The 23342-nt window shown below is 64.6% G+C and carries 20 protein-coding genes; 14 read left to right on the top strand and 6 right to left on the bottom strand.

What is annotated here, in order from left to right; genetic code table 11:
• From upp to AC27GT_RS10240, 4 genes are all read left to right on the top strand, one after another.
• Nucleotides 1-627 (top strand): uracil phosphoribosyltransferase, encoded by a 627-nt coding sequence (gene upp, locus AC27GT_RS10255; RefSeq protein ID WP_219760393.1) that lies wholly within the window; start codon nucleotides 1-3, stop codon nucleotides 625-627.
• Nucleotides 624-1712, top strand: coding sequence for an MraY family glycosyltransferase (locus AC27GT_RS10250; protein ID WP_219760394.1), 1089 nt, complete (start codon nucleotides 624-626; stop codon nucleotides 1710-1712). The genes upp and AC27GT_RS10250 overlap by 4 nt, the downstream gene beginning before the upstream one ends.
• Nucleotide 1713: 1 nt before the next feature.
• The gene (gene wecB / locus AC27GT_RS10245; protein ID WP_219760395.1) at nucleotides 1714-2832 is read left to right on the top strand and encodes a non-hydrolyzing UDP-N-acetylglucosamine 2-epimerase; all 1119 of its coding nucleotides are present in this window, start codon (nucleotides 1714-1716) and stop codon (nucleotides 2830-2832) included.
• 212 nt (nucleotides 2833-3044) lie between these two features.
• Nucleotides 3045-4175, top strand: a complete 1131-nt coding sequence (locus AC27GT_RS10240; RefSeq protein ID WP_487224112.1) for an RNA-guided endonuclease InsQ/TnpB family protein — start codon at nucleotides 3045-3047, stop codon at nucleotides 4173-4175.
• A gap of 20 nt (nucleotides 4176-4195) precedes the next feature.
• On the opposite strand, the gene AC27GT_RS10235 is transcribed toward AC27GT_RS10240, so the two are convergent.
• Complete coding sequence (locus AC27GT_RS10235) at nucleotides 4196-5386, bottom strand: MFS transporter (protein ID WP_487224111.1); 1191 nt, start codon at nucleotides 5384-5386, stop codon at nucleotides 4196-4198.
• Between the two features lie 68 nt (nucleotides 5387-5454).
• Between AC27GT_RS10235 and AC27GT_RS10230 the strand changes: the two genes are divergently transcribed.
• From AC27GT_RS10230 to AC27GT_RS10210, 5 genes are all read left to right on the top strand, one after another.
• Nucleotides 5455-6546 carry a site-2 protease family protein gene (locus AC27GT_RS10230; RefSeq protein WP_219760397.1) on the top strand — a complete coding sequence of 364 codons (1092 nt, stop codon included), beginning with the start codon at nucleotides 5455-5457 and terminating at the stop codon, nucleotides 6544-6546.
• Between the two features lie 54 nt (nucleotides 6547-6600).
• Entirely contained in the window at nucleotides 6601-7584 is a 984-nt protein-coding gene (locus AC27GT_RS10225) for a TAXI family TRAP transporter solute-binding subunit (protein WP_219760398.1), read from the top strand.
• A 61-nt stretch (nucleotides 7585-7645) separates the two neighbouring features.
• Nucleotides 7646-9760, top strand: coding sequence for a TRAP transporter permease (locus tag AC27GT_RS10220; RefSeq protein ID WP_219760399.1), 2115 nt, complete (start codon nucleotides 7646-7648; stop codon nucleotides 9758-9760).
• Between the two features lie 29 nt (nucleotides 9761-9789).
• Nucleotides 9790-10767, top strand: coding sequence for a TAXI family TRAP transporter solute-binding subunit (locus tag AC27GT_RS10215; RefSeq protein WP_487224110.1), 978 nt, complete (start codon nucleotides 9790-9792; stop codon nucleotides 10765-10767).
• A 4-nt stretch (nucleotides 10768-10771) separates the two neighbouring features.
• Entirely contained in the window at nucleotides 10772-11194 is a 423-nt protein-coding gene (locus AC27GT_RS10210) for a hypothetical protein (RefSeq protein ID WP_343231620.1), read from the top strand.
• Here AC27GT_RS10210 and AC27GT_RS10205 read toward each other — a convergent pair.
• Together AC27GT_RS10205 and purU are read right to left on the bottom strand one after the other, a co-directional pair.
• Complete coding sequence (locus AC27GT_RS10205) at nucleotides 11191-12408, bottom strand: S1C family serine protease (RefSeq protein ID WP_219760401.1); 1218 nt, start codon at nucleotides 12406-12408, stop codon at nucleotides 11191-11193. The genes AC27GT_RS10210 and AC27GT_RS10205 overlap by 4 nt on opposite strands.
• A gap of 46 nt (nucleotides 12409-12454) precedes the next feature.
• Complete coding sequence (gene purU, locus AC27GT_RS10200; RefSeq protein ID WP_219760402.1) at nucleotides 12455-13312, bottom strand: formyltetrahydrofolate deformylase; 858 nt, start codon at nucleotides 13310-13312, stop codon at nucleotides 12455-12457.
• A gap of 18 nt (nucleotides 13313-13330) precedes the next feature.
• Here purU and rraA point away from each other — a divergent pair, with 18 nt between their 5' ends.
• Nucleotides 13331-13825 (top strand): ribonuclease E activity regulator RraA, encoded by a 495-nt coding sequence (gene rraA / locus AC27GT_RS10195; RefSeq protein WP_219760403.1) that lies wholly within the window; start codon nucleotides 13331-13333, stop codon nucleotides 13823-13825.
• Here the strand turns inward: rraA and AC27GT_RS10190 are convergent.
• Together AC27GT_RS10190 and mutS are read right to left on the bottom strand one after the other, a co-directional pair.
• On the bottom strand, nucleotides 13719-15341 hold the full coding sequence (locus AC27GT_RS10190) for an ATP-binding protein (protein WP_219760404.1): 1623 nt from the start codon (nucleotides 15339-15341) through the stop codon (nucleotides 13719-13721). The genes rraA and AC27GT_RS10190 overlap by 107 nt on opposite strands.
• Nucleotides 15338-17773 carry a DNA mismatch repair protein MutS gene (gene mutS / locus AC27GT_RS10185; RefSeq protein ID WP_219760411.1) on the bottom strand — a complete coding sequence of 812 codons (2436 nt, stop codon included), beginning with the start codon at nucleotides 17771-17773 and terminating at the stop codon, nucleotides 15338-15340. The genes AC27GT_RS10190 and mutS overlap by 4 nt, the downstream gene beginning before the upstream one ends.
• A 185-nt stretch (nucleotides 17774-17958) precedes the next feature.
• On the opposite strand from mutS, the gene AC27GT_RS10180 reads away from it, so the two are divergent.
• From AC27GT_RS10180 to AC27GT_RS10170, 3 genes are read left to right on the top strand one after another with little or no spacing between them, the layout of a single operon-like run.
• Nucleotides 17959-19239: a molybdopterin-dependent oxidoreductase gene (locus AC27GT_RS10180; RefSeq protein ID WP_219760405.1), complete on the top strand. Its 1281-nt coding sequence runs from the start codon at nucleotides 17959-17961 to the stop codon at nucleotides 19237-19239.
• A gap of 10 nt (nucleotides 19240-19249) precedes the next feature.
• Nucleotides 19250-19654, top strand: coding sequence for a sulfide dehydrogenase (locus tag AC27GT_RS10175; RefSeq protein WP_219760406.1), 405 nt, complete (start codon nucleotides 19250-19252; stop codon nucleotides 19652-19654).
• Complete coding sequence (locus AC27GT_RS10170) at nucleotides 19651-20091, top strand: MOSC domain-containing protein (protein WP_219760407.1); 441 nt, start codon at nucleotides 19651-19653, stop codon at nucleotides 20089-20091. The genes AC27GT_RS10175 and AC27GT_RS10170 overlap by 4 nt, the downstream gene beginning before the upstream one ends.
• A 53-nt stretch (nucleotides 20092-20144) precedes the next feature.
• Here AC27GT_RS10170 and AC27GT_RS10165 read toward each other — a convergent pair whose 3' ends face one another.
• Complete coding sequence (locus tag AC27GT_RS10165; RefSeq protein ID WP_219760408.1) at nucleotides 20145-21803, bottom strand: bifunctional metallophosphatase/5'-nucleotidase; 1659 nt, start codon at nucleotides 21801-21803, stop codon at nucleotides 20145-20147.
• Nucleotides 21804-21990: 187 nt separating this feature from the next.
• Here AC27GT_RS10165 and glnA point away from each other — a divergent pair, with 187 nt between their 5' ends.
• Entirely contained in the window at nucleotides 21991-23331 is a 1341-nt protein-coding gene (glnA, locus tag AC27GT_RS10160) for a type I glutamate--ammonia ligase (protein WP_219760412.1), read from the top strand.
• Nucleotides 23332-23342: the final 11 nt, after the last annotated feature.

The following is a 23342-nucleotide window of genomic DNA, read 5'->3' as shown; positions in this document are numbered from 1 at the left end:
ATGAGGATCACCCTGGTGGACCATCCCTTGGTCCAGCACAAGCTGGCCCACCTCCGGGATAAGCGCACGGGCGCCAAGGACTTTCGCGAGCTGGCGGAGGAGGTATCCCTCCTCATGGCCTACGAGGCCATGAGGGACCTGGAGCTTACGGAAACCACCGTGGAAACCCCCGTGGCCCCCGCCCGGGTCAAGGTGCTTTCCGGCAAGAAGCTGGCCCTGGTGGCTATCTTACGGGCTGGATTGGTCATGGTGGAGGGCATCCTCAAGCTGGTGCCCCATGCCCGCGTGGGGCACATCGGCCTCTACCGGGACCCCGAGTCCCTAAAGCCCGTCCAGTACTACGCCAAGCTACCCCCGGATATCCACGAGCGCCGGGTCTTCCTCCTGGACCCCATGCTGGCCACGGGCGGGAGCGCCAGCCACGCCCTTACCCTTCTTAAGGAGAAGGGGGCCACGGGACTCAAGCTCATGTGCCTCATCGCCGCCCCCGAGGGCCTGGAGCGCATCGCCCAGGATCATCCCGACACCGAGGTGGTGGTGGCGGCCATCGACGAGCGCCTAAACGACCACGGTTACATCGTTCCCGGCCTGGGGGACGCCGGGGACCGGATCTACGGGACCAAATGACCGAGCTTCTCAAGAAGATAGGCATCGCCGAACCCACGGGCACAGGCTGGCTCACCGTGGCCTTCGCCTTCCTGGTGGCCCTTTTCTTCACCTGGCGCTTCCTTCCCCATGTGCGCCGCTTCGCCCTCAAGGTGGGCTGGGCGGACATGCCCAACGAAAGGCGCCTCAACCGGGAGCCCTTGCCCAACGCCGGGGGCCTGGCGGTGTACGCCGGGGTGGTGCTGGCCCTGGTGGTGGCCGCCTTCCTAAGGCCCATCCTGGTGGAACAGGTGCTTATCCAAATCCTCGCCATCCTCTTGGGAGGAGCTTGGCTGGTGCTGGTGGGCTTCATCGACGATCAGTTCGGCCTCCCCCCCCTCTTCCGCCTCTTCGTGCAAACCCTGGCCGCCCTCCTCCTCATGGCGGTGGGGGTGCGGTTCGAAGCCGCCTTCGGCACCCCCCTGGATCCCGTCTGGGGGTTTTTCCTCACCTGGCTCTGGGTGGTGGGAATCACCAACGCCCTGAACCTCATGGACGGCCTGGATGGGCTGGCGGGCGGGGTGGCGTACATTAGCGCCACGAGCCTCCTCTTCGTGAGCGCCCAGTTTCCCTACTGGGCGGCAGGCACCCTGGTCCTGGCGGCCCTGGCCGGGGCAGCCCTGGGCTTCCTGCGGCACAACCTTCACCCAAGCCGCATCATCCTGGGGGATGCGGGGGCTTACTTCCTGGGCTTCACCCTGGCGGCCACCTCCCTTCTTGGCAACCTGAAGCTCACCACCTTTTTGGGCCTCCTGCCCCCGGCCCTTTTTCTTCTTCTCCCCATCCTGGACACCACCCAGGTGGTGGTGCGAAGGCTATTGCGGGGGCAAAACCCCCTTTCCACCCCCGGCAAGGACCACATCCACCACCGCCTTCTCGCCCGGGGACTTTCCCAAAGGCGGGTGGCCTTCCTCCTGTGGGGGCTTGCCCTCCTCTTCAACCTTCTGGCCATGGCCTACCTGGGCATGCCCAAGGAGGCCATCCTGGCAAGCCTTTTCGCCACGGTTTCCGGCCTGGGGTGGGTGACCTACCGCCGCCTCAGGGCCCTTTGGAGGGGGGCAGAATAGCATGAAGCGGGTGGTCCTAGCCTTCGGCACCCGGCCCGAGGCCACCAAGATGGCCCCGGTCTACCTGGCTTTGAGGGAGTATCCCCACATCAAGCCCCTCATCCTCCTCACCGGCCAGCATCGGGAACAACTAAGGCAGGCCTTGGGGCTTTTCGGCATCCAAGAGGACCGGAACCTGGACGTGATGCAAGAGCGCCAGGCCCTGCCGGACCTGGCTGCCCGCATCCTGCCCCAGGCGGCCAGGGCCCTCGAGGAGATGCGGGCGGACTACGTGCTGGTCCACGGGGACACCCTCACCACCTTCGCCGTGGCCTGGGCTGCCTTTCTGGTGGGGCTTCCCGTGGGGCACGTGGAGGCAGGCCTAAGAAGCGGTAACCTCAAAGAACCCTTCCCCGAGGAGGCCAACCGCCGCCTCACCGATGCGCTCACCGACCTGGACTTCGCCCCCACCCCCCTGGCCAAGGAGAACCTGCTAAGGGAGGGCAAGAAGGAGGAAACCATCCTGGTCACCGGCCAGACGGGGGTGGATGCCGTGCTCCTGGCCGCCCGGCTGGGCCGGCTTCCTGAGGGACTTCCCCCTGGCCCCTACGTGACCGTTACCATGCACCGGCGGGAAAACTGGCCCATCCTGGGGGAGCTGGCCCGGGCCCTCAAGCGGGTGGCCGAGGCCTTCCCCCACCTCACCTTCGTCTACCCCGTGCACCTGAACCCCGTGGTGCGGGAGGCGGTCTTCCCCGTGCTCAAAGGGGTGAAGAACTTTCTCCTCCTGGACCCCTTGGACTACGGGCCCATGGCCGCCTTGATGCGGGAAAGCCTCCTCCTCGTCACCGATTCCGGGGGGCTCCAGGAGGAAGGAGCCGCCCTGGGGGTTCCCGTGGTGGTGCTCAGGAACGTCACGGAAAGGCCGGAAGGCCTCGAGGCGGGCATCCTGAGGCTGGCGGGCACCGAGCCCGAAAGGGTTTACCGCACGGTGAAGGCGCTACTGGAAAACCCCGAGGAGCTTGAGCGCATGCGCCAGGCCAAGAACCCCTACGGGGATGGGAAGGCGGGGATTCGGGTGGCCCAGGGAGTGGCCTGGCGGCTCGGCCTGGGGCCTAGGCCGGAGGACTGGGTTCCTTAGAGAAAAGAGGGGGTGTGGGGGAGCTATAATCCCCCGGTTTCCAAGATAGCCCTACGGGCTGACCAAACCGGGGATACATGGACTTCCCCACGCCGCCCGGTTTTGGCGGCTGGGTCACGGGCGGTCACGGGTGAAGCCCGTATCTTGCAGCCCGTATCTTGATGCCGCACAAAGCTCGCCAAATGTCGTATCATGTGCAAGTACCGAAGACGATGCGTAAGGCTTTCAAGTATCGTCTCTACCCCACCAAGCCGCAAACCAGGGATCTGGAGAAGACCCTGGACCTCTGCCGCCAACTCTACAACGCCGCCCTGCAAGAGCGCAGGGATGCTTACAGGAAGGCGGGCAAGACGGTGGGCTTCTACGAGCAGAAGCGCTATTTACCGGAGATACGCCAAAATTTGCCAGAGTACAAAAGGATCCACTCACAGATCTTGCAGGACGTCATCCAACGGGTAGACCGGGCGTTCAAGGGCTTCTTCCGTAGGGTCAAGGCGGGACGGAAAGCCGGATATCCTCGCTTCAAGGGGAAGGGCCGCTACGACTCCTTCACCTTCCCTCAGGCCGGGACTGGCGGGGTCAGGCTCCAGAAAGACGGAAAGCGGGTCTTCCTCTACGGGATAGGCTCCGTGAAGATCAAGCTACACAGACCACTTGAAGGCAAGATAAAGACCGCCACAGTCAAAAGGGAAGAAGACCACTGGTACATCGTCTTTGTCTGTGAGGTGGAGCCCAAGCCTCTTCCTCCCACTGACAAAGCCGTAGGCATAGACCTGGGCACCAACCCCCATTTCCTTGTCACCTCGGACGGCGAAACGGTAGAGGCCCCACGGTACTTCCAGAAGGCACAGGAAAGACTGGCTAAAGCCCAGAGGGAACTTTCCCGCAAGAAAAAGGGTAGTTATCGTCACAAGCAGGCTAAGAAGCAGGTAGCTAAGCTACACCGCAAGATAGCCAATCAGCGCAGGGACTTCCACCACAAACTCGCCAGGAGATTGGTGGACGAATATGGTACCATTGTCCACGAAGACCTAAACATCACCGGTTTGGCCCGCTCCTATGTTGCGAAAGGAGTAATGGATGCGGGTTGGGGACAGTTTTTAAGAATCCTTGCCTACAAAGCGGCAGAGGCCGGTAGGCAGGTGATAAAGGTAGATCCAAAGTACACAAGCCAGGATTGCCCGGTGTGCGGGTACCGGGAGAAGAAACCCCTGTGGGTGCGGGAGTATACCTGCCCCCAGTGCGGGGCTCACCTACACCGGGACATAGCGGCGGCGCAGAACATCCTGGCTAGGGCTCGGACGGAGCCTGCGGGGATGGGTACGGCATGGGCCGTCCCGTGAGAACCGCGAAGCCCCGTTCTTCAGAGCGGGGAGTCGTCACGCCAGGAGCGCAGCTGGTAAAGCCCCACCATCAGCACCGCTCCTCCCAGGACCAAGGCGGCCAAGCGCCCCCCGAGAAGCTCAAAGAGAAGCCCGGTGAGGTAGGCCCCAAGGGGCCCGGTGCCCAGCATCACCAGGCTGTACACCGCCATCACCCGGCCCCGAATCCGGTCGGGCACGGATAGCTGCACCAGGGTGTTGGCGTTGATGAGCACGGAGATCATCCCGAACCCTCCCAGGGCCAAAAAGAAGGGGACCAGGAAGGCGTAGGGCAGGAAGAGGCCCAGGTGGGCCAGGGAAAGGGAAAAGACCCCAAGAAGAAGCCTCCCCGGCTTGGGCCTACCCGTGAAGGCCATGACCAAGGCAGCCCCCAGGGCCCCCAACCCCACGCTGGAAAGGAGGCCACCATAACCCGTGGCGGAAAGGCCCAGCACCAGCCGGGCATAGGCGGGCACCAGGGTCTGGAAGTTCATGCCCAAGAGGCTTGCGAAGAGCACCAGCCCCACCACCCGGCGCACCACCGGATGCTCGAGGACAAACCGCACCCCCTCCTGGGCCTCCCGCCACCAGCGGCCATCCCCTTCCTCCCCCCTAGGCCCCAAAGGGACCCGGCGCAGGACGAAGAGAAGGGGCAAAAAGGAGAGGGCATTGGCCAGATAGGCCACCCCCACGCCAAAGAGGGCGATCAACACCCCAGCTAGGGCCGGCCCCAACAACCTGCTGGTGTTGAAGCCAAAGGAGTTAAGGGCGATGGCTCCCGGATACCGGTCCCTGCCCGCCAGCTCCACGGTGAAGCTCTGGCGCACCGGGAGGTCCATGGCGTTGAGGGCCCCATAGAGGAAGGCGAAGAGGAGTACGTGGCCATAGCGCACCTGCCCGGTAAGGATGAGGAAGGCCATGAGGAGGGCCAGAACCATCATGCCCCCCTGGGTAAAAATAAGAAGGTTCCGCTTGGGGTAACGGTCCGCCAACACCCCGGCGGGGAGGGAGAAGAGCAAGGAAGGCAGGAACTGCAAGGCCACCACCAGCCCAAGCCTCTCCGCACTTCCCGTAAGGAGGAGGACCAGCCAGCCCTGGGCCGCCGACTGCATCCAGGTGCCCATCTGAGAGGTGAAAAGGGCGAGCCAGTAAGAACGATAAAGAGAGTCTTTCAGGAGGGCCAAGGCCAGCACCCCCTTATCCTACGGCTGACTGACCGGTCATTACCAACCCCACCGCCAGCCTGTGCCTATACTGAGGCATGTTCCAGCGCGGCTTTCCTCTGTTCCGCATTCTCGGGATCCCCCTTTACCTGGATTTCTCCTTTCTCCTGATGCTGCCCCTCCTGGCCTTCCTCATCGGTAGCAACCTGTCCCTTTATCTGGAGTTATTTCACCTTCCCCAGGACCCCTCCCTGCTCCAGGGCACCCTGCCCTTCCTTCTGGGACTTTCCGCGGCCCTTGGCCTTTTCGCCTCCGTGCTTTTACACGAGCTCGGGCACGCCCTGGTAGCCCAGTGCTTCGGTATAGAAACCAAACGCATCACCCTGTGGCTCCTGGGCGGGGTAGCCCAGATGGAAAGGATCCCCAGGGAACCCAAAAAGGAACTCTGGATTGCTTTGGCGGGCCCAGCGGTGAGCTTTGCCCTGGCCCTCTTCTTCCGTTTGGTGCAGGCGGAATCCGGGGCCTTGGGGTTTCTCACCCACTATTTGGCCTTGGTCAACCTGATGCTGGGGCTATTCAATCTCCTTCCCGCCCTGCCCTTGGATGGAGGCCGGGTCTACCGGGCGCTTTTGGCCATGCGCAAGCCCTACCTCCAGGCCACCCGGCAGGCCTTGGCCTTGAGCCAGGCGGTGGCCTGGGCCTTGGGGCTGTTCGGATTTCTGGCCTTCAACCCCTTCCTGGTCCTCATCGCCTTTTTCGTGTACATGGCCTCGAGGGCCGAGGTAGAGGGCACTCTGCTGGCCCAGGCCTTAAGCGGGTTAAAGGCCAAGGACCTCATGACCCCAAACCCCCTGGTCATCCCGCCAGAGCTTACGGTCCAGGAAGTCTTGGGCCTGGCCCTGGCCCACAAGGTTTCCGGCTTTCCCGTGGTGGAGGAGGGGCGGGTCCTGGGGGTGGTGGGCCTCGAGGGGCTGGAGGGTGCCGACCCCATGGCCCCCGTGGCTCACTACCTAAAAGAACCCCTGATCCTCTCCCCCGAGGAGGACGCCCTCACCGCCCTGGAGCGGATGGCCGAGCGGGGGTATGTCCGGGCCTTGGTCATGGAAGGGGACGAGCTTCTCGGCATCCTCAGCAAGACCGATCTCCTAAGGGCCTTCCAGGTGCGGATGCTGGGACAACCCTCACCTTGACAGGTACCCAAGGGTAGGGTAGGTTAGGAGCGCAAAAGTATACGGGAGGCGACCATGAAGCGAGCCCTTATCCTCATCGGTCTGGCAGCCCTAGGCCTTGGCCTAGCGCAGAAGCCCAAGGTGGTGATAGGTACGGGGAGTACCGGAGGCGTATTCTTCTACTACGGCACCGCCATGGCCGACATCCTCAACAAGGCCGGGGTAGTGGAGGCCCAGCCGGTGCAGACCGGTGGCTCCTATGACAACCTGCAGCTCCTGCGGGACCGTACCTCGGGCAACACCTACTACTGCGCCCTCACCACCACCGACTCCGCCTACGTGGCCTACACCGGGGAGGAGCCCCGCTTTAAGGACAAGCCGGCCAAAAACCAGCGGGTCCTCTTCTACATGTACCCCTCCTTCATCCACCTGGTGACCACGGAAAGGACCGGCATCAAGGTGGTGCAGGACCTCAAGGGCAAGCGGGTCTCCACGGGTCAGCCCGGCTCCAGCACCGAGAACCTCGCCCTTCTGGTGCTGCAGGGGGCCGGGGTAAAGCCGGAAACCTTCGCCAAGCGGGAGCGCCTGCCGGTGGCGGAAGGAGCCAAGGCCCTGGCCGAGGGCACCCTGGACGCCTTCTTCTGGGTGGGAGGCGTGCCCACCAGCTCCATCGTGGAGCTCTCCCAGACCCTCGCCCGCAAAGGGGACCGCATCTACCTGGTGCCGATTGATCCCAAGAGCACCACCGCCCAGGTGGTCATGAAGAGGTTCCCGGGCCTGGTGGATCCCTACAAGGTGCCCAAGAACATCTACAACACCCGCACCGATGTGCCGGGGCTCGCCACCGGCAACATCGTGGTCTGCCCGGACACCATGCCCGCGGAGGCCGGTTATGCCATCGTGAAGGCCGTCTTCGAGAACCTGGACACCCTCCGCACCGCCGTGGCCGCCGCCAAGGACACCAGCCTCGAGGCCACCGCCAGGCTGCATGGAAGACTCCCCATCCCCTTCCACCCGGGAGCCGAGCGGTACCTGAAGGAGAAAGGCCTCATCAAGTAAGCCATGCCTTAGCCCGGGTGCCCTGGAACCCTCCAGGCCCCGGGCTTTTTTGGAGGAAGCCATGGAGCTAGAACATCCCAAGACTCCATCCACCCCTCTGGCCCGGCTGACCCACTGGATCCTGATCCTGGGAGCTCTTTACAGTCTGTATCTGGTCCTTCATCCCTTCACCCCCTTGGCCAAGGCCGAGATCCCCATCCTGGACATCGTCCAGCTTCAGCGAAGCACCCACGTCCTCTTTCTCCTCCTGGGGGGGTATCTGGTTTCCTTCTACCTCCCCAGGAAGCGTACCCTAGGGGCCTGGGTGTACTTCGCCTTCACCTTGATCCCCCTCTACAACTTCCTCTTTCCCAGCGTGCCCGGGGTAACCCTGCCGTGGGAGGCCAAGGCGGTGGGCCTCCTGTACTGGGCGGTGGCGGCCCTGCCCGCCATCTTCCCGCGCTTAAAACCGCCTGCCGACCTCCTGGCGGCTCTCCTGGCCCTCTTCCCCACCCTCTACCAGCTCCGCTTCTTTGAGGAGCTGGTCTACCGGGCGGTGCTTCCCGAGCCTTGGGACATGGCCATGTCCTTCGGGCTCATCATGCTGGTCCTGGGCCTGGTCTACCGCCTTCTGGGGCCGGTAATGCCGGTGCTGGTCCTCTTCTTCTTCAGCTACAACCTCTATGCCGATCTCTTCCCCGGGGCCTTCAGGGGAAGCCGCCAGGGGATAGACCTCCTTCTGGGCAAAACCTTCAACGAAACCGAGGCCGGCATCTACGGGCTCATCACCGGGGTCTCCGCCAAGTACCTGGTCTACTTCACCTTGCTTTCCGGCATGATCGGGGCCTTGGGCCTGGGAAAGGTGGTGGCCAACCTGGCCCTGGCCCTGGTAGGTAAGCACCCCGCCACCCCTGGACGGGTTACCGGCCTGGCCAGCGTGTTCATGGGGATGTTCTCCGGCTCCGGGGCCGCGGACACCCAGTTTGTGGCCGCCCTCACCAAGCCCCTTTACGAGAGGGCCAACTACGATCGCCTGGTAGCCGCGGGCCTGGTGGCCACCGCAGGCACCATCGCCCTCATCACCCCCCCGGTCATGGGCTCCATTGCCTTCATCATGGTGGAGATCCTCCAGATCCCCTACCTGAAGGTGATCATCATGGCCCTGGGGCCGGCCTTGCTTTACCTGACCGCCGTTTTAGCCTTCAACGAGTTCTACTCCCGCAAGGCGGGCCTGCCCCCCGTGGGAGCGGAGCTGGGCATGAGCCGGAGGGCCTATATCCTCCGCTACAGCACCCTGTTTTTGCCCATCCTCCTCATCGTCGCCATGCTCTACATGGGCTACGAGGTGCGCACCGCCGCCAGCCTGGCCCTCCTCTTCTTCATCCTCCTCACTTATCTGGACCCCACCCTGAGGCCTAAGAACCTGGCTCCCATCTTCCAGGGGCTTTCCGAGGGCTTCCGCACCCTGCTCCCCATCGGCACAGCCGTGACCGCCGCCAACCTCATCTTCGCCATGATGGTGATCAGCGGCCTTCCTTCGAAGTTCAGCCAGCTTCTCCAGCAGGTATCGGGGGAAAGCCTCCTCCTCGCCACCCTCATCACCGCCATCTTCAGCCTGATCCTGGGCATGGGGGTGCCCCCCACCGCCACTTACGTGCTCACCTCGGCCCTCACCGCCCCTGCCATTATCGCCCTGGCCAAGCAAAACGGCATCCCCGATTCCGCCGCCATCCTCGCCACCCACATGTTCCTCTTCTACTACGCGGTCCTGGCCGACGTAACCCCGCCCGTGGCCCTTTCCGCCTACGCCTCAGCCAGCGTCTTCGGCACCAACCCCCTGGTCACCGGGGTCTATGCCGCCCGGGTGGCCCTCGCCAAATACCTGGTGGGCTTCTTCTTCCTGCTCTCCTACTCGGGCACCGCCCTCCTCATCGTGCCCGTGTTGGAGAACTCCCCTCCCGGCGCGGCCTGGGGCATGATCCTGGAGCGCTTCTTCTCCGTGGCCATCGGCATCGTTTACCTTTCGGCCTCCGCCGCAGGGTATACCCGCAGGCCCCTGGCGCGCTGGGAGGCCTGGGCTTTGGGTATCCTGGCGGTTTTCCTCTTCGCGCCCTACGGACCCCTGAACCTAGCAGCCTTCCTGCTCGGGCTTCCCTTCTTCCGCAAAGGGTTGACGGGAGCGCGCGGGAAGCCTTAGGGTAAGGCCGAAGGAAAGGAGGTAAGGCTATGAAGAGAGCCCTGTTGATCCTCTTGGCCTTGGCGGGTTTGGGTCTTGCCCAGAAGCCCAAGGTGGTGATCGCCACCGGGGGTGTGGGGGGGGTGTACTTCTACTACGGCACCACCCTGGCGGAGATCTGGAGCAAAGCCGGGGTAGCCGAGGCCCAGGCCATCCAGACCGCGGCTTCCATTGACAACCTGCTCCTCTTGGAAAACCGCACAGGCGGGGGCACCTACTACTGCGGCACCGTGTTGCCCGATTCCGCCTATTTGGCCTACACCGGCCAGCACGACCGCTTTAAGGACAAACCCGCCAAAAGTGTGCGCATCCTCTTCGCCATGTACCCCAACTTCCTGCACATCGTCACCCGGGAGGGAACGGGCATCCGGGTGGTGCAGGATCTGAAGGGGAAGCGGGTGTCCACCGGGGCCCCGGGTTCGGGCACGGAGGTGGAGGCCCTGCTGGTCCTGCAGGCCGCCGGGATCTCCCCCAAGGACTTCGCCAAGCAGGAGCGCCTGGGGGCCCAGGAAAGCGCCAACGCCCTGGCCGAGGGCAACATCGATGCCTTCTTCTGGTCGGGAGGCCTCCCCACCGGGGCCATCACCGAGCTTTCCGCCGCCCTGGCCCGGAAAGGGCAGAGGATCCACCTGGTGCCCTTGGATCCCAAGAGCACCGTGGTGCAGACCTTCCAGAAGCGCTTCCCCGGCCTCGCCGGCCCTGGGGTGATCCCCAAGGCGGTCTACGGGGCCCGGAGCGACACCCCCACCCTCACCTTCTGGAACCTCTTCGTCTGCCCGCAAAGCCTGCCGGAGGAGGCCGCCTATGCCCTCACCAAGGCCACCTTTGAGAACCTGGCCACCCTGCGCCAGGCGGTGGCCGCCGCCAAGGACACCACCCTGGAGAACGCCGTGCGCTTCGTGGGCGGCACCATCCCCTACCACGAGGGGGCCTTGCGCTACTTCCGGGAAGCCGGGGCCCTGAAGTAGGCCGGTGAAGCCCGCCATTTTCCGCACCAAGCTGGCCCAGCTCCCTAGGAGCTGGGCCTTTTGGCTGACCCTGGTCCTTCTCGGCCTGGTCCGGGTGGTGGTGGTGGAGGACGGACAGAAAACGTGGTACCTCTTTCTGAGCGCCTGGGAACAGGGACGGGTGGAGTTCGTCAACTCGGTGACGGGGAAGCCCGTCCTCTTGGAGTTCCACCTGCCCTGGGCCTTCCAGGGCTTCCGGGCCTTCACCGACCCGGAAACGGAAGCCTATTACACCGCAGGCGAATACCCCTGGAACCAGGCGCTGGCCAGGGAGAAGCGGAAAACCCTAGACTACTGCTCCGAGGTGGGCCTGGCCTTAAAGCTGGGAAGCACCTGGTTCCGCGTGGAAAAGGGGTGCCTTCGCCTCCGCCTCCTCTGGCCCCCTTAACGGAGGATCTGGGGGACTACCTTCAGGGTAAGGGTGCGGCCCTGGCGCCAGACCTCGAGGCTCACGGCCTCCCCTGGCTTCTTGCCGTAGAGCACCTGGCGGAGCTGGGCGATGGAGGAAAGAGGCACCCCGTCGGCCTTGAGGAGCACATCCCCATCCACCCCCACCTGCAAGGCCTCGCCCGTGGGAAGCTGGATGTAGGCAAAGCGGCTTGGAGCCCTTAAGCCCGCCCGGGCAGCGGGGCTATTCCTCTCCACCTCCTGCACCATGAGGCCGGAGGCAGGAAGCCCGTACTGCTGGCGAAGCCTCTCCGGGTAAATGGAAAGGGGGATGAGGGACACGCCAAGCCGGGGACGGCTCCTGACGATCTCCTCCGCGGTCAGGGTCTTCCCCACTTTCAGCTCGGGCAGGTACTGCTTCACCAGGTTGATGGGCAGGGCAAACCCCACCCCGGCGAACTGGGCGGCCCCGAACTGGCCCGTGGGGGTGAAGATGGCGGTGTTGATGCCGATCACCTCCCCGCGGGAGTTGAGGAGGGGTCCGCCGGAGTTGCCAGGGTTGATGGCGGCATCCGTCTGGATCACCTGGGGCACCAGACCCGATTCGTCCCCGATGGCCCCGGGGTTTTCCCGGATGGCGGAGACGATCCCCTGGGTCACGGTGAACTCCAGCCCGAAGGGGTTCCCCATGGCGATGGCCTTCTGCCCCACCCTAATGCGGTCGGAATCCCCCAGGACCAGGGGCACCAGCTTTTCCTTGGGCGCCTCCACCTTGAGGAGGGCCAGATCCAAAGGCGGGGCCGCCCCCACCAGGCGGGCCTGGTACTCCTTGGGGTCGCTGTGGAACTTCACGGTGATGCGGCTGGCTCCCTCCACCACGTGGTAGTTGGTGAGGATGTACCCCTCCTTGTCGATCACGAAGCCCGAGCCCGTGCCCTCCTGCGGGGGCATTTGCAAAAATGGAGCAAAAAACTCAAATCCGGGGGGAAGCTGGACATTTTGAGGACGGGTCACCACCCCCACGTAGACCACCCCGTCCCCGTACTTCTCCACGATCTCCACGGTGTTGCGCTCGTACTCCAAAAGCCCTGCCTCGGCAGGTGCGGGAGCAGGCTGGGAGCGCTGGGTCTGGCCGTTGCTCAACCCCCACCAGAGCACAGCCCCCGCCATCAGGGAAAGCACCAGAAAACCCACAAAGGAACGGGCTAGGTTCATACACCACCTCCCGAACTTACCTTACGCTTTCCTGGTTAGGCACCGATTAGACGAAGACCACGGTCTTGTTGCCGTGGACGAGGATGCGGTCCTCGAGGTGCCAGCGTACCGCCCGGGCCAGGACCGTGCGCTCCAGCTCCTGCCCAAGCCGCCGCATCTCCGCCACCGTGTGGCGGTGGGATACCCGCACCACGTCCTGCTCGATGATGGGCCCCTGGTCCAGCTCCTCGGTGACGTAATGGGCGGTGGCCCCGATGAGCTTCACCCCCCGCTCGTGGGCCTGGCGGTAGGGGTCGGCCCCGGCAAAGGCCGGCAGGAAGGAATGGTGGATGTTGATGATGCGCATGGGGTAGCGAGCCACGAAACCAGGGGATAGGATCTGCATGTAGCGGGCCAGAACCACCAGCTCCACCCTCTCCTCCTCCAGAAGGGCCAGGATCCTTTCCTCCGCCTCCTCTTTCCTTCCCTTCTCCACCGGCACGTGGTGGTAGGGGATACCGAAGCGCTCCACCTCCTCCTGGTGGTGGGGGTGGTTGGAGATCACCATCCGGAGGTCCATGGAAAGCTCCCCCACCCGGTAGCGCCAGAGGAGTTCCAAAAGGGCGTGGGCCGGCTTGGAGACTAAAATGGCCACCCGCTTTCTTTCCGAGGCATAGGCCAGGCGCCACTCCATATGGAAGCGGCTTGCCACCACGTCCTGGAAGGCCCTTTCCAGGGCAGGGCGGGAAAGGTCCAGGTGGGGGGTGGTGAAGGCCAGGCGCATGAAAAAGGTTCCCCCTTCGGGATCGGTGGAATACTGCTGCAAATCGGTGATGTTGGCCCCATGGGCGTACAGAAACCCTGAAACCGCGGCCACGATCCCGGGCCGGTCCGGGCAGGTGATGAGGAGCCGCGCCTCTTCCATAGGCGCTACTATATCCCCATGGACTGGCGGACCACCGACCTATCGGACGCCCATCCCGAGGCGGAAACCCTGCCCATGGTCTTCAGGAGCTTCGGCGGCAAGACCCGCTTCCAAGGGCGGGTGCGCACCCTGAAGGTCTTCCAGGACAACGCCCTGGTGCGAAGGGTGTTGGAGGAGGAAGGGCGAGGCCAGGTGCTGGTGGTGGACGGGGGAGGCTCCCTGAAGACCGCCCTTTTGGGGGGCAACCTGGCCCAGCTGGCCTGGGAGCGGGGCTGGGCTGGGGTGGTGATCCACGGAGCCGTGCGGGATACCGAGGAGCTCAAGGAAGTGCCCATCGGCATCCTGGCCCTGGCGGCCACTCCCAGGAAAAGCGCCAAGGAGGGCCTGGGAGAGGTGGACGTACCCCTTAACCTCCCCTGGGCCAGGGTTCTTCCGGGAGACCTTCTTCTGGCTGACGAGGACGGGATTCTCCTCCTGCCCTCGCCCCAGAGCGGCGGCCAAAGCGCCGGATGAGGTCCTCCTCCTTAAGGGCCAGCAGGGTGGGCCGGCCGTGAGGGCAGACCCAGGGGGTTTGGCACTGGAGGAGGGCGTCCAGAAGGGCCTGGCCCTCGGCCCGGGACAGGGGGTGCCCTGCCTTCACCGCCGGCAGGCAGGCCAGGCGGGCCAGAAGCTCCGTGAGGCTTTTCCCCTCTCCCCTCAGGGCCTCGCGGAAGATCTCCGGAAGGAGGAGGGGATAGGGATGGAGGAAGGAAGGGGCCGCCAGGAGCCTGACCCTGCCTGGGCCAAAGGCCTCGAGGGCAAAGAGGGAGGCCAAGGCCTCCTGCCTTTCCGGCAGAAGGACCTCCTCCGCAGGGGAAAGCTCCACCAGAACTGGATAGGGAAGCTCCTTTAACCCCTCCTCCTTAAGGCGCCTTTGAAACTCCTCGTAGAGGACCCGCTCGTTGGCGGCGTGCTGGTCCACCACGTAGAGGGTATCCCCCGCCTCCGCCAGAAGGTAGCTGCCCCGGAACTGCCCCAGGTACCGCAAAGGGGGAAGCCCTGAAGGGGTGGGCGGGCTTAAGGGCATGAGGGGCCTGGGTTCAGGGAGGCTACGGGCCAGGTTATGCCTTTGGAAGGCCTCCCTCAGACCTTCCTCCACAAAGGCCTCCACCCCCTCCAAGACCGCCACCTCCTCCTTCCTGGCATCCAGCCGCAGGCGGAAGGCCTCGAGGGGCAGGGTGAGGTTCAGGACGCCCACGGGAAAATGCCCCTCGGGAAGAAGCTCCCGGTAGGCCCGGCGCACGGTTTTCAGCAAACCCTCTGGCCAGGCCACGGGACGGCCATTTATGGCCAGGAAGAGAAGGTCGGGCCGGGTGCGGGAAGCCTGGGGTCCGGAAAGCAAGCCCTGAAGGCGCATGCCCCCGCCCTCCCGCTCCACGGGCAAGAGCCTTTCCGTCAGGACCCGGCCAAAGGCCAGCCGGGCTGCTTCCTTAAGCCCCGCACCCGGGAAGAGGAGCCGGGCCTCCCCCTCTGCGAAAAAGGCCAGGGAAAGCCAGGGATAATGGAGGAGGTAGCGCCTTAAAAGCTCCGCCACCTCCCGCTCCGAGCCTTCCCCTTCCCACCCCACCACCTCCACCCGGGTCCCCGGGGGGGCGGGCACCTCCCTAACCTCCACCCGCTCCCCCCGGGCCAGAAGAAGCCCCCCGCCCACCTGAAAGCGAGGCCGGGAGCGGATCCTGAGGAGGGCGGCCTGCCTTAGGGCGTAAAGGGCCTGGCCGCGAAAGCCCAGGGTGGTGATCCTCCCGGGGTCCAGAAGCTTGCTGGTGGCGAAGGGTTCCACCGCCAAGGGAAGCTCGGCCAAGGGAATTCCCTGGCCATCGTCCTCCACCACGATCCTCTCCCGTCCCCCGCCGTAAAGCTCCACCCGTACCCTCTTGGCCCCCGCGTCCAGGGCGTTTTCCAAAAGCTCCCGCACCGCGTCCTTCAGGGAAAAGACCACCTCGCCCCGGGCCAGGAGCCCCCGGAGCTCCTCAGGAAGCGGGCGGATCACCCCTTTATGGTATCCAGGGGAGCCCCCAGGGCCAAGGCCTTGAGCTCATGCAGGAGGCGGAGGGCCTCGAGGGGGGTCAGGGTGTTGGGATCCAGGGAGATGAGCTTCTCCAGTACTGCCTCCGCCACCCCCTCCCTGCGGGCGGTGAGGACCTGGAGGAGGGCCTTGGCCCGTTCCACCACCTCCTTGGGAAGCCCGGCCATCCTGGCCACCTCCACCCCGTAGCTCTTGGAGGCCGGGCCAGGCAGCACCTGGTGGTAGAAGGTCAGCCCTCCTTCCTCCTCCTTGGCGGCCACGTGCAGGTTTTTCAGTCGAGGCAGGGGCAGGGCGGTCAGCTCAAAGTAGTGGGTGGCGAAAAGGGTGTAGCACCGCCTCTCATGAAGGGCCTCGGCCACGGCGGTGGCTATGGCCACCCCGTCCAAGGAGCTCGTCCCGCGGCCCACCTCGTCCAGAAGGACCAGGCTCTTCTCCGTGGCCTCCTTGAGGATCAGGGCCACCTCCTCCATCTCCACCATGAAGGTGCTCCGCCCCCCTGCCAGGTCATCGGAGGCCCCGATCCGGGTAAGGATCCGGTCGAAGAGGGGAAGGACAGCCTCCTCCGCGGGCACAAAGCTTCCAATCTGGGCCAGAAGGGCGATGAGGGCCGTCTGACGCAGGTAGGTGCTCTTCCCCGCCATGTTGGGCCCGGTGACCAAGACGAGCTCGTGGGCCATCTCCAGGTCGTTGGGGACGAAGCTGGTGCGCCGCTCCACCACCGGGTGGCGCCCCCCGCGGATGTGAAGCCTATCGCCAAAACGGGGCCTTACGTAGCCATAGCGCACCGCCACCTCCGCCAAGGCGGCATAGACGTCCAGCTCCGCCAGGACCCTGGCCGCCTCCCTGAGGGCCTCCGCCTCCTTCCTGGCCTTTTCCCTGAGCTCCAGGAAGACCTCCTCCTCCCGGCGGCGGATCTGGGCCTCGAGGCGGTAGAGCTCCCTTTCCCTCTCCTTGATCTCCGGCAGGGTGTAGCGCTGCCGGTCCTTCAGGGTCTGGATGGCCCTGTACTCCGAGGGAACCCTTTCGTAGTAGGGTCGGGTCACCTCCAGGTAGTAGCCGAAAACAGCGTTATAGCCCACCTTCAGGGTGGGGATGCCGGTTCTGGCCTTCTCCCGCTCCTCCAGCTCCAGGAAGTAGGCCACCCCCTCCCGGTGGGCCTGCCGCAGGACATCCAGATGGGGATCATAGCCCTGGCGGATCAGCCCTCCCTCGGAGAGCTTGAGGGGGAGTTCCTCCTCCAAGGCCGCCCTCAACTCCTCCAGGAGGGAACCCAGGTCGGGAAGGACCACCTCCTCCCCCAAGAGGGCCCGGAGCTCGGGCAGGATCTCCAGGCTCCGGCGCAAGGAGCCCAGGTCTCGCGGGGATGCCCGCCCCATCTCCAGCCGGGTGGCCAGCCTTTCCAGGTCCGCCAGGCGGAAGAGGAGCCGCCTGACCCCTTCCCGCAGGGCCCCTTCCCTCACAAAGCGCTCCACCCGGTCCAGCCGGGCCTCCAAAGGACCCGCCTCCAGCAAGGGATGGCGCAGCCAGCTTTGCAACAACCTGCGACCAAAAGCCGTGCGGGTTTCGTCCAGAACGCCGAAGAGGGTGTCCTGGCCCCGGATGGGCTCGAAGACCTCGAGGGCCCTCAAGGTGGCCTCGGGCAGGTGCATGAAGGCCCCGGGGTCGTAGGGGCGGAAGGGCCTGGGGCAAAACCCCTCCCCTTGGGTCCAGCGGGCATACCAAAGGAGCGCCCCCTGGACCCGGCGCAGGGCCAAGGGCCCTTCCCCCATTGGTTCAAAGGGAGCCTCCGAAAGCATAACCGGAAAGCGCTGCTGGAACTCCACCATAAACTCCCGGTTTTCCCTGAGCTCCGGGGCCAGGAGCACCTCGGCGGGCCGGTGGCGGAATAGCTCGTCGTACAAAGCGCTCTTGCTCTTAAGCAGGGTACCCTTGAACTCCCCGGTGGACACGTCCAGAAAGGCCACCCCGAAACCATCTCCCGTGGCGATGGCCGCCAGGTAGTTGGCCTCCTTGGAAAGAAGGGCCTCCTGCACCAGAGTGCCGGGGGTGAGGAGCTGGGTCACCTCCCGCCGCACCAGGCCCTCGGCCTCTTCCGCGGGCTCCACCTGGTCCGCCACCGCCAGCCGGAAACCCATTTTTAAAAGCCTTTCCGCATAGGCGTCAAAGGCCCGGATGGGAATCCCCGCCATGGGGGTGGTGAAATCCTTGCTGGACTTGTGGGTAAGCACCAATCCCAAAACCCGGGCCAGCCTTTCCGCATCCTCCCCGAAGCACTCGTAGAAGTCCCCCACCTGGAAGAGGAGGAGGTAGTCCGGGTAGCGGTCCCTGAGCTCCACGTACTGCTGCAGGAGAGGGGGAAGGGGACCCGGGCCTTCACCCTTGAGCATGGGACTCATCATAACCCCGGCATACCCCTGGATAAGCGCTCTCGCATACACCCCTTAGCATGGGACTAAACCAGAGCCTACCCTAACTTGACACGGGTAAGGTTTGCCCTCTAGTATTGAAGCCACGAGGACTAGGGACAAACGTCTCTTGCTCATCCCCACGCTTTGTCTCTGTCCTCACAAGGGAGGGCCATATGGAAAAATCCATCAACCGTCGGTTATTGCTCAAGTTGCTGGGAGCTGGGGGGGCCCTGGCGACCCTTCGCCCCAGCCTGGCCCAGACCTCGGCCCAGGCGGAAACGCCCCTGCCTTCCTTCACCGGGCCCGGCCCCAACCCCTACTGGAACGGGGTTAACCCCTTTGTGGTCTACCCGCAGAAGCTTCCCCTCCTGCGCCTCACCGACCGCCCCGTCCAGCTGGAGACCCCCAGGCACTATTTCCGCACGGTTTTCACCCCCAACGAGGCCTTCTACGTGCGCTACCACCTGGACGAGCTCCCCAACGAGATCGATCTGTCCAAGTGGCGCCTGAAGCTGGAAGGCAACTTCGCACGGCAGCTGGAGTTCAGCCTCGAGGACCTCATCACCAAGTTCAAACCCGTTTCCATCGCCGCCGTCAACCAGTGCTCAGGCAACTCCCGTAGCCGCTTCCAGCCCCGGGTAGCCGGGGGCCAGTGGGGCAACGGGGCCATGGGCAATGCCCTTTGGACGGGGGTGCGCCTCATGGACCTTCTGGAGGCCGCTGGGGTTAAGCCGGGCACCGTCCAGATCCAGTTTGAAGGCCTGGACCGGGGCAAGGGGCCAGAGAACCTGGGCTCGGGCCGCTTCATGAAGTCCCTGGACTGGGGCGATCCCGTGCTGGAGGAAACCATCCTGGCCTATGCCATGAACGGGGAACCCCTGCCCATGCTCAACGGCTTCCCCGTGCGCCTGGTGGTACCCGGCAAGTTCGCCACCTACTGGCTGAAACACGTCACCTGGATCCGGGCCCTCACCGAGGAGGACAAGAACTTCTGGATGACCCCCGCCTACAAGGTTCCCGACACCCCCAACGGCTCCACCACCCCGGAGGACGTGGCCGCTGGCAAGGTCAAGATGGTTCCCATCGGCAAGGTGAACATGCCGGTCCGCTCCTTCATCATCGACCCTGACGGCTCAAGCCCCCTGGTGGTGGGGATGCCGGTGAAGGTGCGGGGCATCGCCTTCAGCGGCCATGGAAAGGTGGTCAAGGTGGAGGTTTCCACCGATGACGGCAAGACCTGGCGTCCCGCGCTTCTCGGGCCGGACTACGGCAAGTACTCCTTCCGCACCTTCGAGTTCACCTGGCGGCCCAGCGCGCCCGGGACGTACGTGATTGCGGTGCGGGCCACGGACGAAAAGGGCAATATCCAGCCCGATACCCCCGTGTGGAACCCCGGCGGTTACATGTGGAACAAGATCGAGCGCCAGGAAGTGGTGGTCCTGGCGGCCAAATAGGAGGCGGCGGATGAAAAGGATCCTGATTCTGGTGGCCCTTCTTATGGCTGTAGGCTTGGTGGTGGCTGAGGTCCCGGGGGCGGTGATTGGCCAGTGGACCCAGGGCCCCCTTGGAACCATTCTGCAACCCGCTCCTGTGGCCGCAGGCGAGGGCTCGACCATAAAGATCGGGCCCCTTCCCATGTACACGGCTGAGCTGGCTGACGGCGAGGGGAAGGAACTGGTCATGGGCTACTGCTCCATCTGCCACAGCGTGACCTACATCACCATGCAACCCCCGTTGGCCAACTGGAAGCCCACCATGGACAAGATGATGAAGACCTTCGGTGCCGAAAAGTTCATTCCGCCGGATGCCGCGGAAAAGATCCTGGCCTACCTCCAGGCCCATTACACCCCCCAGACGCGCAAGCAATGAACCGGGTTGTTTCCCTCCACCTGGGGCTGGGCTCGGGGCTCCCCAAGCCCCGGGTGGAGGTCTTGGAACTGCTGGCGGGCTTCGGGGCCAAAGGGGACCGGCATGCGGGTAAGGACCCCGACCGGGCCGTCCTGGTGGCGGGGCTTCCCGCCTACGAGAAGGCCAGGGAAGCGGGCATCGACCTCCCCTTCGGGACCCTGGGGGAAAACCTTCTCCTGGACCTGGATCCCCATGACCTGCCCCCGGGAACCCGGCTCCGGGTGGGGGAAGCTCTTTTGGAACTCGCCCAGGTGTGCACGGTCTGCTCCAGCCTCTCCCAGTTTGACCTGAGGCTTCCCAAGCTCCTCTATGGGGGCCGGGGTCTTTACGCCCGGGTGCTGGAAGGCGGTCTAGTTCGGGTGGGGGATCCCGTGCGCACCCTGGTCACCGCCGAATAGGCCTTCCGCAAGAAGGGCCCCGGGGACCGGTCCCCGGGGCCTTCTCCTCTGGCCTAAACCCCCACCCGCTCGGGAACCCGGTAGGCCCAGTAGGCGGGTTTTTCCCCTTTGGGTTCGTTGAGGATTTCTATCCGCCCCTCGAGGCCCACCTCCACCTCCTTGAGCTCCTTGAGGTAGTCCATGAAGCTTTCCGCATCGCTGAAGCCGGTGTCCACCCTAAAGCCTTGGGCCTCCTTGAGCACGGTGAAGCCGTCGCCCCCGTTGGCGATGAAGTTGTTCACCACCACCCGGTAGGTGGCCTCGAGGTCCAGGGGCACAAAGCCCTTCTCCGTCTTCACCTCCACCCGCACCACCCGGTCCCCTGCTGGCCGGGAAAGGTCAAAGGCGTAGCGCAGGCCGGAAACCTGGAGGAAGCGGCCCGCACCCTGCTCCCACTGGGAAACCCCGTTCTCCAGGGCCGCCTTGATCTCCCTGCCCTTTAGGTCCATCACCACCAAGGTGTTGCCGAAGGGCAGGACCTCGTAGACCTTGCCCACGGTGATGGGTCCCTTGGGGATGGTGGTGCGGATCCCCCCGCCGTTTTGCAGGGCGATCTGCACCCCGGCATTCCGGGTCTTCCAGACCATACCGTCGGCGATGAGGTTGCCCAGGTTGCTCTCCCGCTTGCGCACGATGGCCCTTTCGCCGATGAGGTCCACCTTGGCCTGGGCGATCACCTGGCCCATCAGGGCCATGACCGGTTGGGCGTAGGCCAGAAGGGCCTCCTTGGCGAAGAAGTCCTCGGGGGAAACCTCGGGGGTCATGAGGAGGGGCTCGCCCTTGTAGGCAAGGAGCTCCCCCTTGGCGTCAAAGGTGACCTCCAAGAGGCCCACCACCTTCCCCCACTCCCAGGCCTGTACCACCAGTACGTCCTTGCCCTCCGGGTTCTTCACCACCGTGGGGTAGGGTCCCGCCGGGGCGAGCTCCTTGTGGGGGAAGCTCCCCAAAAGGGTGTGGGAGTGGCCGCCCACGATCACCTGCACGCCCACGAGCCTCCTGGCCAGCTTCAGGTCCTCGCCGTAGCCCAGGTGGGAGAGGACCACGATCTTGTTCACCCCCTTTTTCAGCAGCTCGTACACCGCCTTCTGGGCGGTTTCATAGGGATCCAGGAAGTCCACGGTGGGCCCCGGGTTGGCGATCTCCCGGGTGTCCGGGGTGGTGAGGCCGATCACCCCCACCTTTTCCCCGCCCACCGGCACCACGGCATAGGGGGTAAAGAGCCCCTTGAGCCTGGGCTCCCGCTCCACCCCCACGTTGGCGGACACCACCTTAAACCGGGCCCCCTTCAAAAACTCCGCCAAAGGACCCGGCCCCAGGTCGAACTCGTGGTTGCCCAGGGCCATGACCCGGTAAAGGGCCCGGTGCATGAAATACCGGTCCGCCAGGCCCCGGTACTGGTTGAAGTACAGGGTACCCTGGAAAACATCCCCGGCGTCCAGGAAGAGGAGGTTTTTCCGGCTGGCCCTAAGCCGGTCAAAAAAGGCGATCCGCTGGGCCACACCCCCCACCCTCACCTTCTTGCCGGAAAGGGTGAGCTCCATGGGCTCCAGGTGGGCATGGGTGTCGTTGGTGTGCACCAGGGTGAGGGTAAACCCCCCCTGGGCCCGCCCCAAGCCCAGGCCCGCCAAACCTAAAGCCGCTCCTGCCTTCAATACCTCGCGCCGCTTATACATACCCGACCTCCAGGCTTCAGTCTACTCAAGGCCAGGTCAGCTTAGGGTCAAGGACCACCAGGCCAGACCTTCCTTGATAGGTGATGGGATAAGGCTTGACAGTGTGCATATATTTGCTGTACACTTTGCGCAATCTGCTGGGGAAAAGGGGTGAATGCCCGGCCTCAGCAGGTCAAGGGGGTCAAAAATGGCGTACACCAAGGCGGAAATCCTTAAGGCGCTCAAGGCGGAGAAGGTCAAGTTCCTCAGGCTCCAGATCATCGACATCCTGGGCGTGGTGAAGAACGTGGAGGTCCCCGAGTCCCAGTTTGAGAAGGCCCTGGACGGGGAGATCATGTTCGACGGCTCCTCCATCGAGGGCTTCACCCGCATCGAGGAGTCCGACATGCTCCTCAAGCCTGACTACAACACCTTCGTCATCCTCCCCGATGGCCTGGAAGACCCCGCCCGTGGCCGGGTGGCCCGGCTCATCTGCGATGTGACCTACCCCGATGGCCGTCCCTTCGAGGGGGACCCGCGGTACGTGTTGAAGCGCCAGGTGGAGCGGCTTAAGAAGCTGGGCTTTGACAACATGTATGCGGGCCCCGAGCCGGAGTTCTTCCTCTTCCTCAGGACCCCCGAGGGCCTTCCCACCGTGGAAACCCACGACCGGGCGGGCTACTTCGACCTAGCCCCCATCGACAAGGGCGAGGAAGCCCGGCGGGACATGGTGAACGTCCTGGTGGCCATGGGTTTTGAGATCGAGGCCTCCCACCACGAGGTGGCCCCGGGCCAGCACGAGATCGACTTCAAGTATGCGGATGCCCTCACCACCGCCGATAACATCGCCACCTTCAAGTGGGTGGTGAAGAAGGTGGCCCTGAACCACGGCCTTCACGCCACCTTCCTCCCCAAGCCCATCCGGGGCATCAACGGCAGCGGCATGCACACCCACCTCTCCCTCTTCAAGAACGGGGAGAACGCCTTCTTCGACCCCAAGGCCGAGTACCAGCTTTCCAAGACCGCCCTCCACTTCATCGCTGGCCTTCTGGAGCACGCCGAGGGTATGGTGGCCATCACCAACCCTCTGGTGAACTCCTACAAGCGCCTCACCCCTGGGTACGAGGCCCCCACCAACATCGCCTGGTCGGCGGCCAATCGCTCGGCCATGATCCGCGTGCCCGCCCGACGGGGCGTGGGCACCCGGGCCGAGCTCAGGATGCCCGACCCCTCCTCCAACCCCTACCTGGCCCTGGCGGTCATGGCCGCGGCGGCCATCGACGGGATCGAGCGCAAGCTCCTCCCCCCGCCCCCCATCCAGCGAAACATCTACCACATGAGCGTGCGGGAACGGCGTAAGCACAAGATCCGCGAGCTTCCGGGCACGCTTAGGGAGGCGCTCGAGGCCCTGCGCAAGGACCCGGTGATCCGCGAGGCCCTCGGCGAACACGTGTATACCCACTTCCTCCAGGCCAAGCAGATGGAGTGGGACGACTACCGGGTCACGGTCCACCAGTGGGAACTGGACCAGTACCTGGCCACGTACTGAGGGCGGGTATC

This window comes from Thermus sp. KWY1 (assembly GCF_057547025.1).
This window is presented reverse-complemented; position numbering and strand designations above follow the sequence as displayed.

Bases quoted from the DNA above. Each gene is read 5' to 3' on its own strand.
- AC27GT_RS10250 (WP_219760394.1), top strand. From the start codon at position 624: ATGACCGAGCTTCTCAAGAAGATAGGCATCGCCGAACCCACGGGCACA.
- AC27GT_RS10180 (WP_219760405.1), top strand. From the start codon at position 17,959: ATGGAAAAATCCATCAACCGTCGGTTATTGCTCAAGTTGCTGGGAGCT.
- AC27GT_RS10225 (WP_219760398.1), top strand. From the start codon at position 6,601: ATGAAGCGAGCCCTTATCCTCATCGGTCTGGCAGCCCTAGGCCTTGGC.
- AC27GT_RS10220 (WP_219760399.1), top strand. From the start codon at position 7,646: ATGGAGCTAGAACATCCCAAGACTCCATCCACCCCTCTGGCCCGGCTG.
- AC27GT_RS10165 (WP_219760408.1), bottom strand. From the start codon at position 21,803: ATGTATAAGCGGCGCGAGGTATTGAAGGCAGGAGCGGCTTTAGGTTTG.
- upp (WP_219760393.1), top strand. From the start codon at position 1: ATGAGGATCACCCTGGTGGACCATCCCTTGGTCCAGCACAAGCTGGCC.
- mutS (WP_219760411.1), bottom strand. From the start codon at position 17,773: ATGAGTCCCATGCTCAAGGGTGAAGGCCCGGGTCCCCTTCCCCCTCTC.
- AC27GT_RS10230 (WP_219760397.1), top strand. From the start codon at position 5,455: ATGTTCCAGCGCGGCTTTCCTCTGTTCCGCATTCTCGGGATCCCCCTT.
- glnA (WP_219760412.1), top strand. From the start codon at position 21,991: ATGGCGTACACCAAGGCGGAAATCCTTAAGGCGCTCAAGGCGGAGAAG.
- AC27GT_RS10170 (WP_219760407.1), top strand. From the start codon at position 19,651: ATGAACCGGGTTGTTTCCCTCCACCTGGGGCTGGGCTCGGGGCTCCCC.
- AC27GT_RS10175 (WP_219760406.1), top strand. From the start codon at position 19,250: ATGAAAAGGATCCTGATTCTGGTGGCCCTTCTTATGGCTGTAGGCTTG.
- rraA (WP_219760403.1), top strand. From the start codon at position 13,331: ATGGACTGGCGGACCACCGACCTATCGGACGCCCATCCCGAGGCGGAA.
- wecB (WP_219760395.1), top strand. From the start codon at position 1,714: ATGAAGCGGGTGGTCCTAGCCTTCGGCACCCGGCCCGAGGCCACCAAG.
- AC27GT_RS10215 (WP_487224110.1), top strand. From the start codon at position 9,790: ATGAAGAGAGCCCTGTTGATCCTCTTGGCCTTGGCGGGTTTGGGTCTT.
- AC27GT_RS10240 (WP_487224112.1), top strand. From the start codon at position 3,045: ATGCGTAAGGCTTTCAAGTATCGTCTCTACCCCACCAAGCCGCAAACC.
- AC27GT_RS10205 (WP_219760401.1), bottom strand. From the start codon at position 12,408: ATGAACCTAGCCCGTTCCTTTGTGGGTTTTCTGGTGCTTTCCCTGATG.
- purU (WP_219760402.1), bottom strand. From the start codon at position 13,312: ATGGAAGAGGCGCGGCTCCTCATCACCTGCCCGGACCGGCCCGGGATC.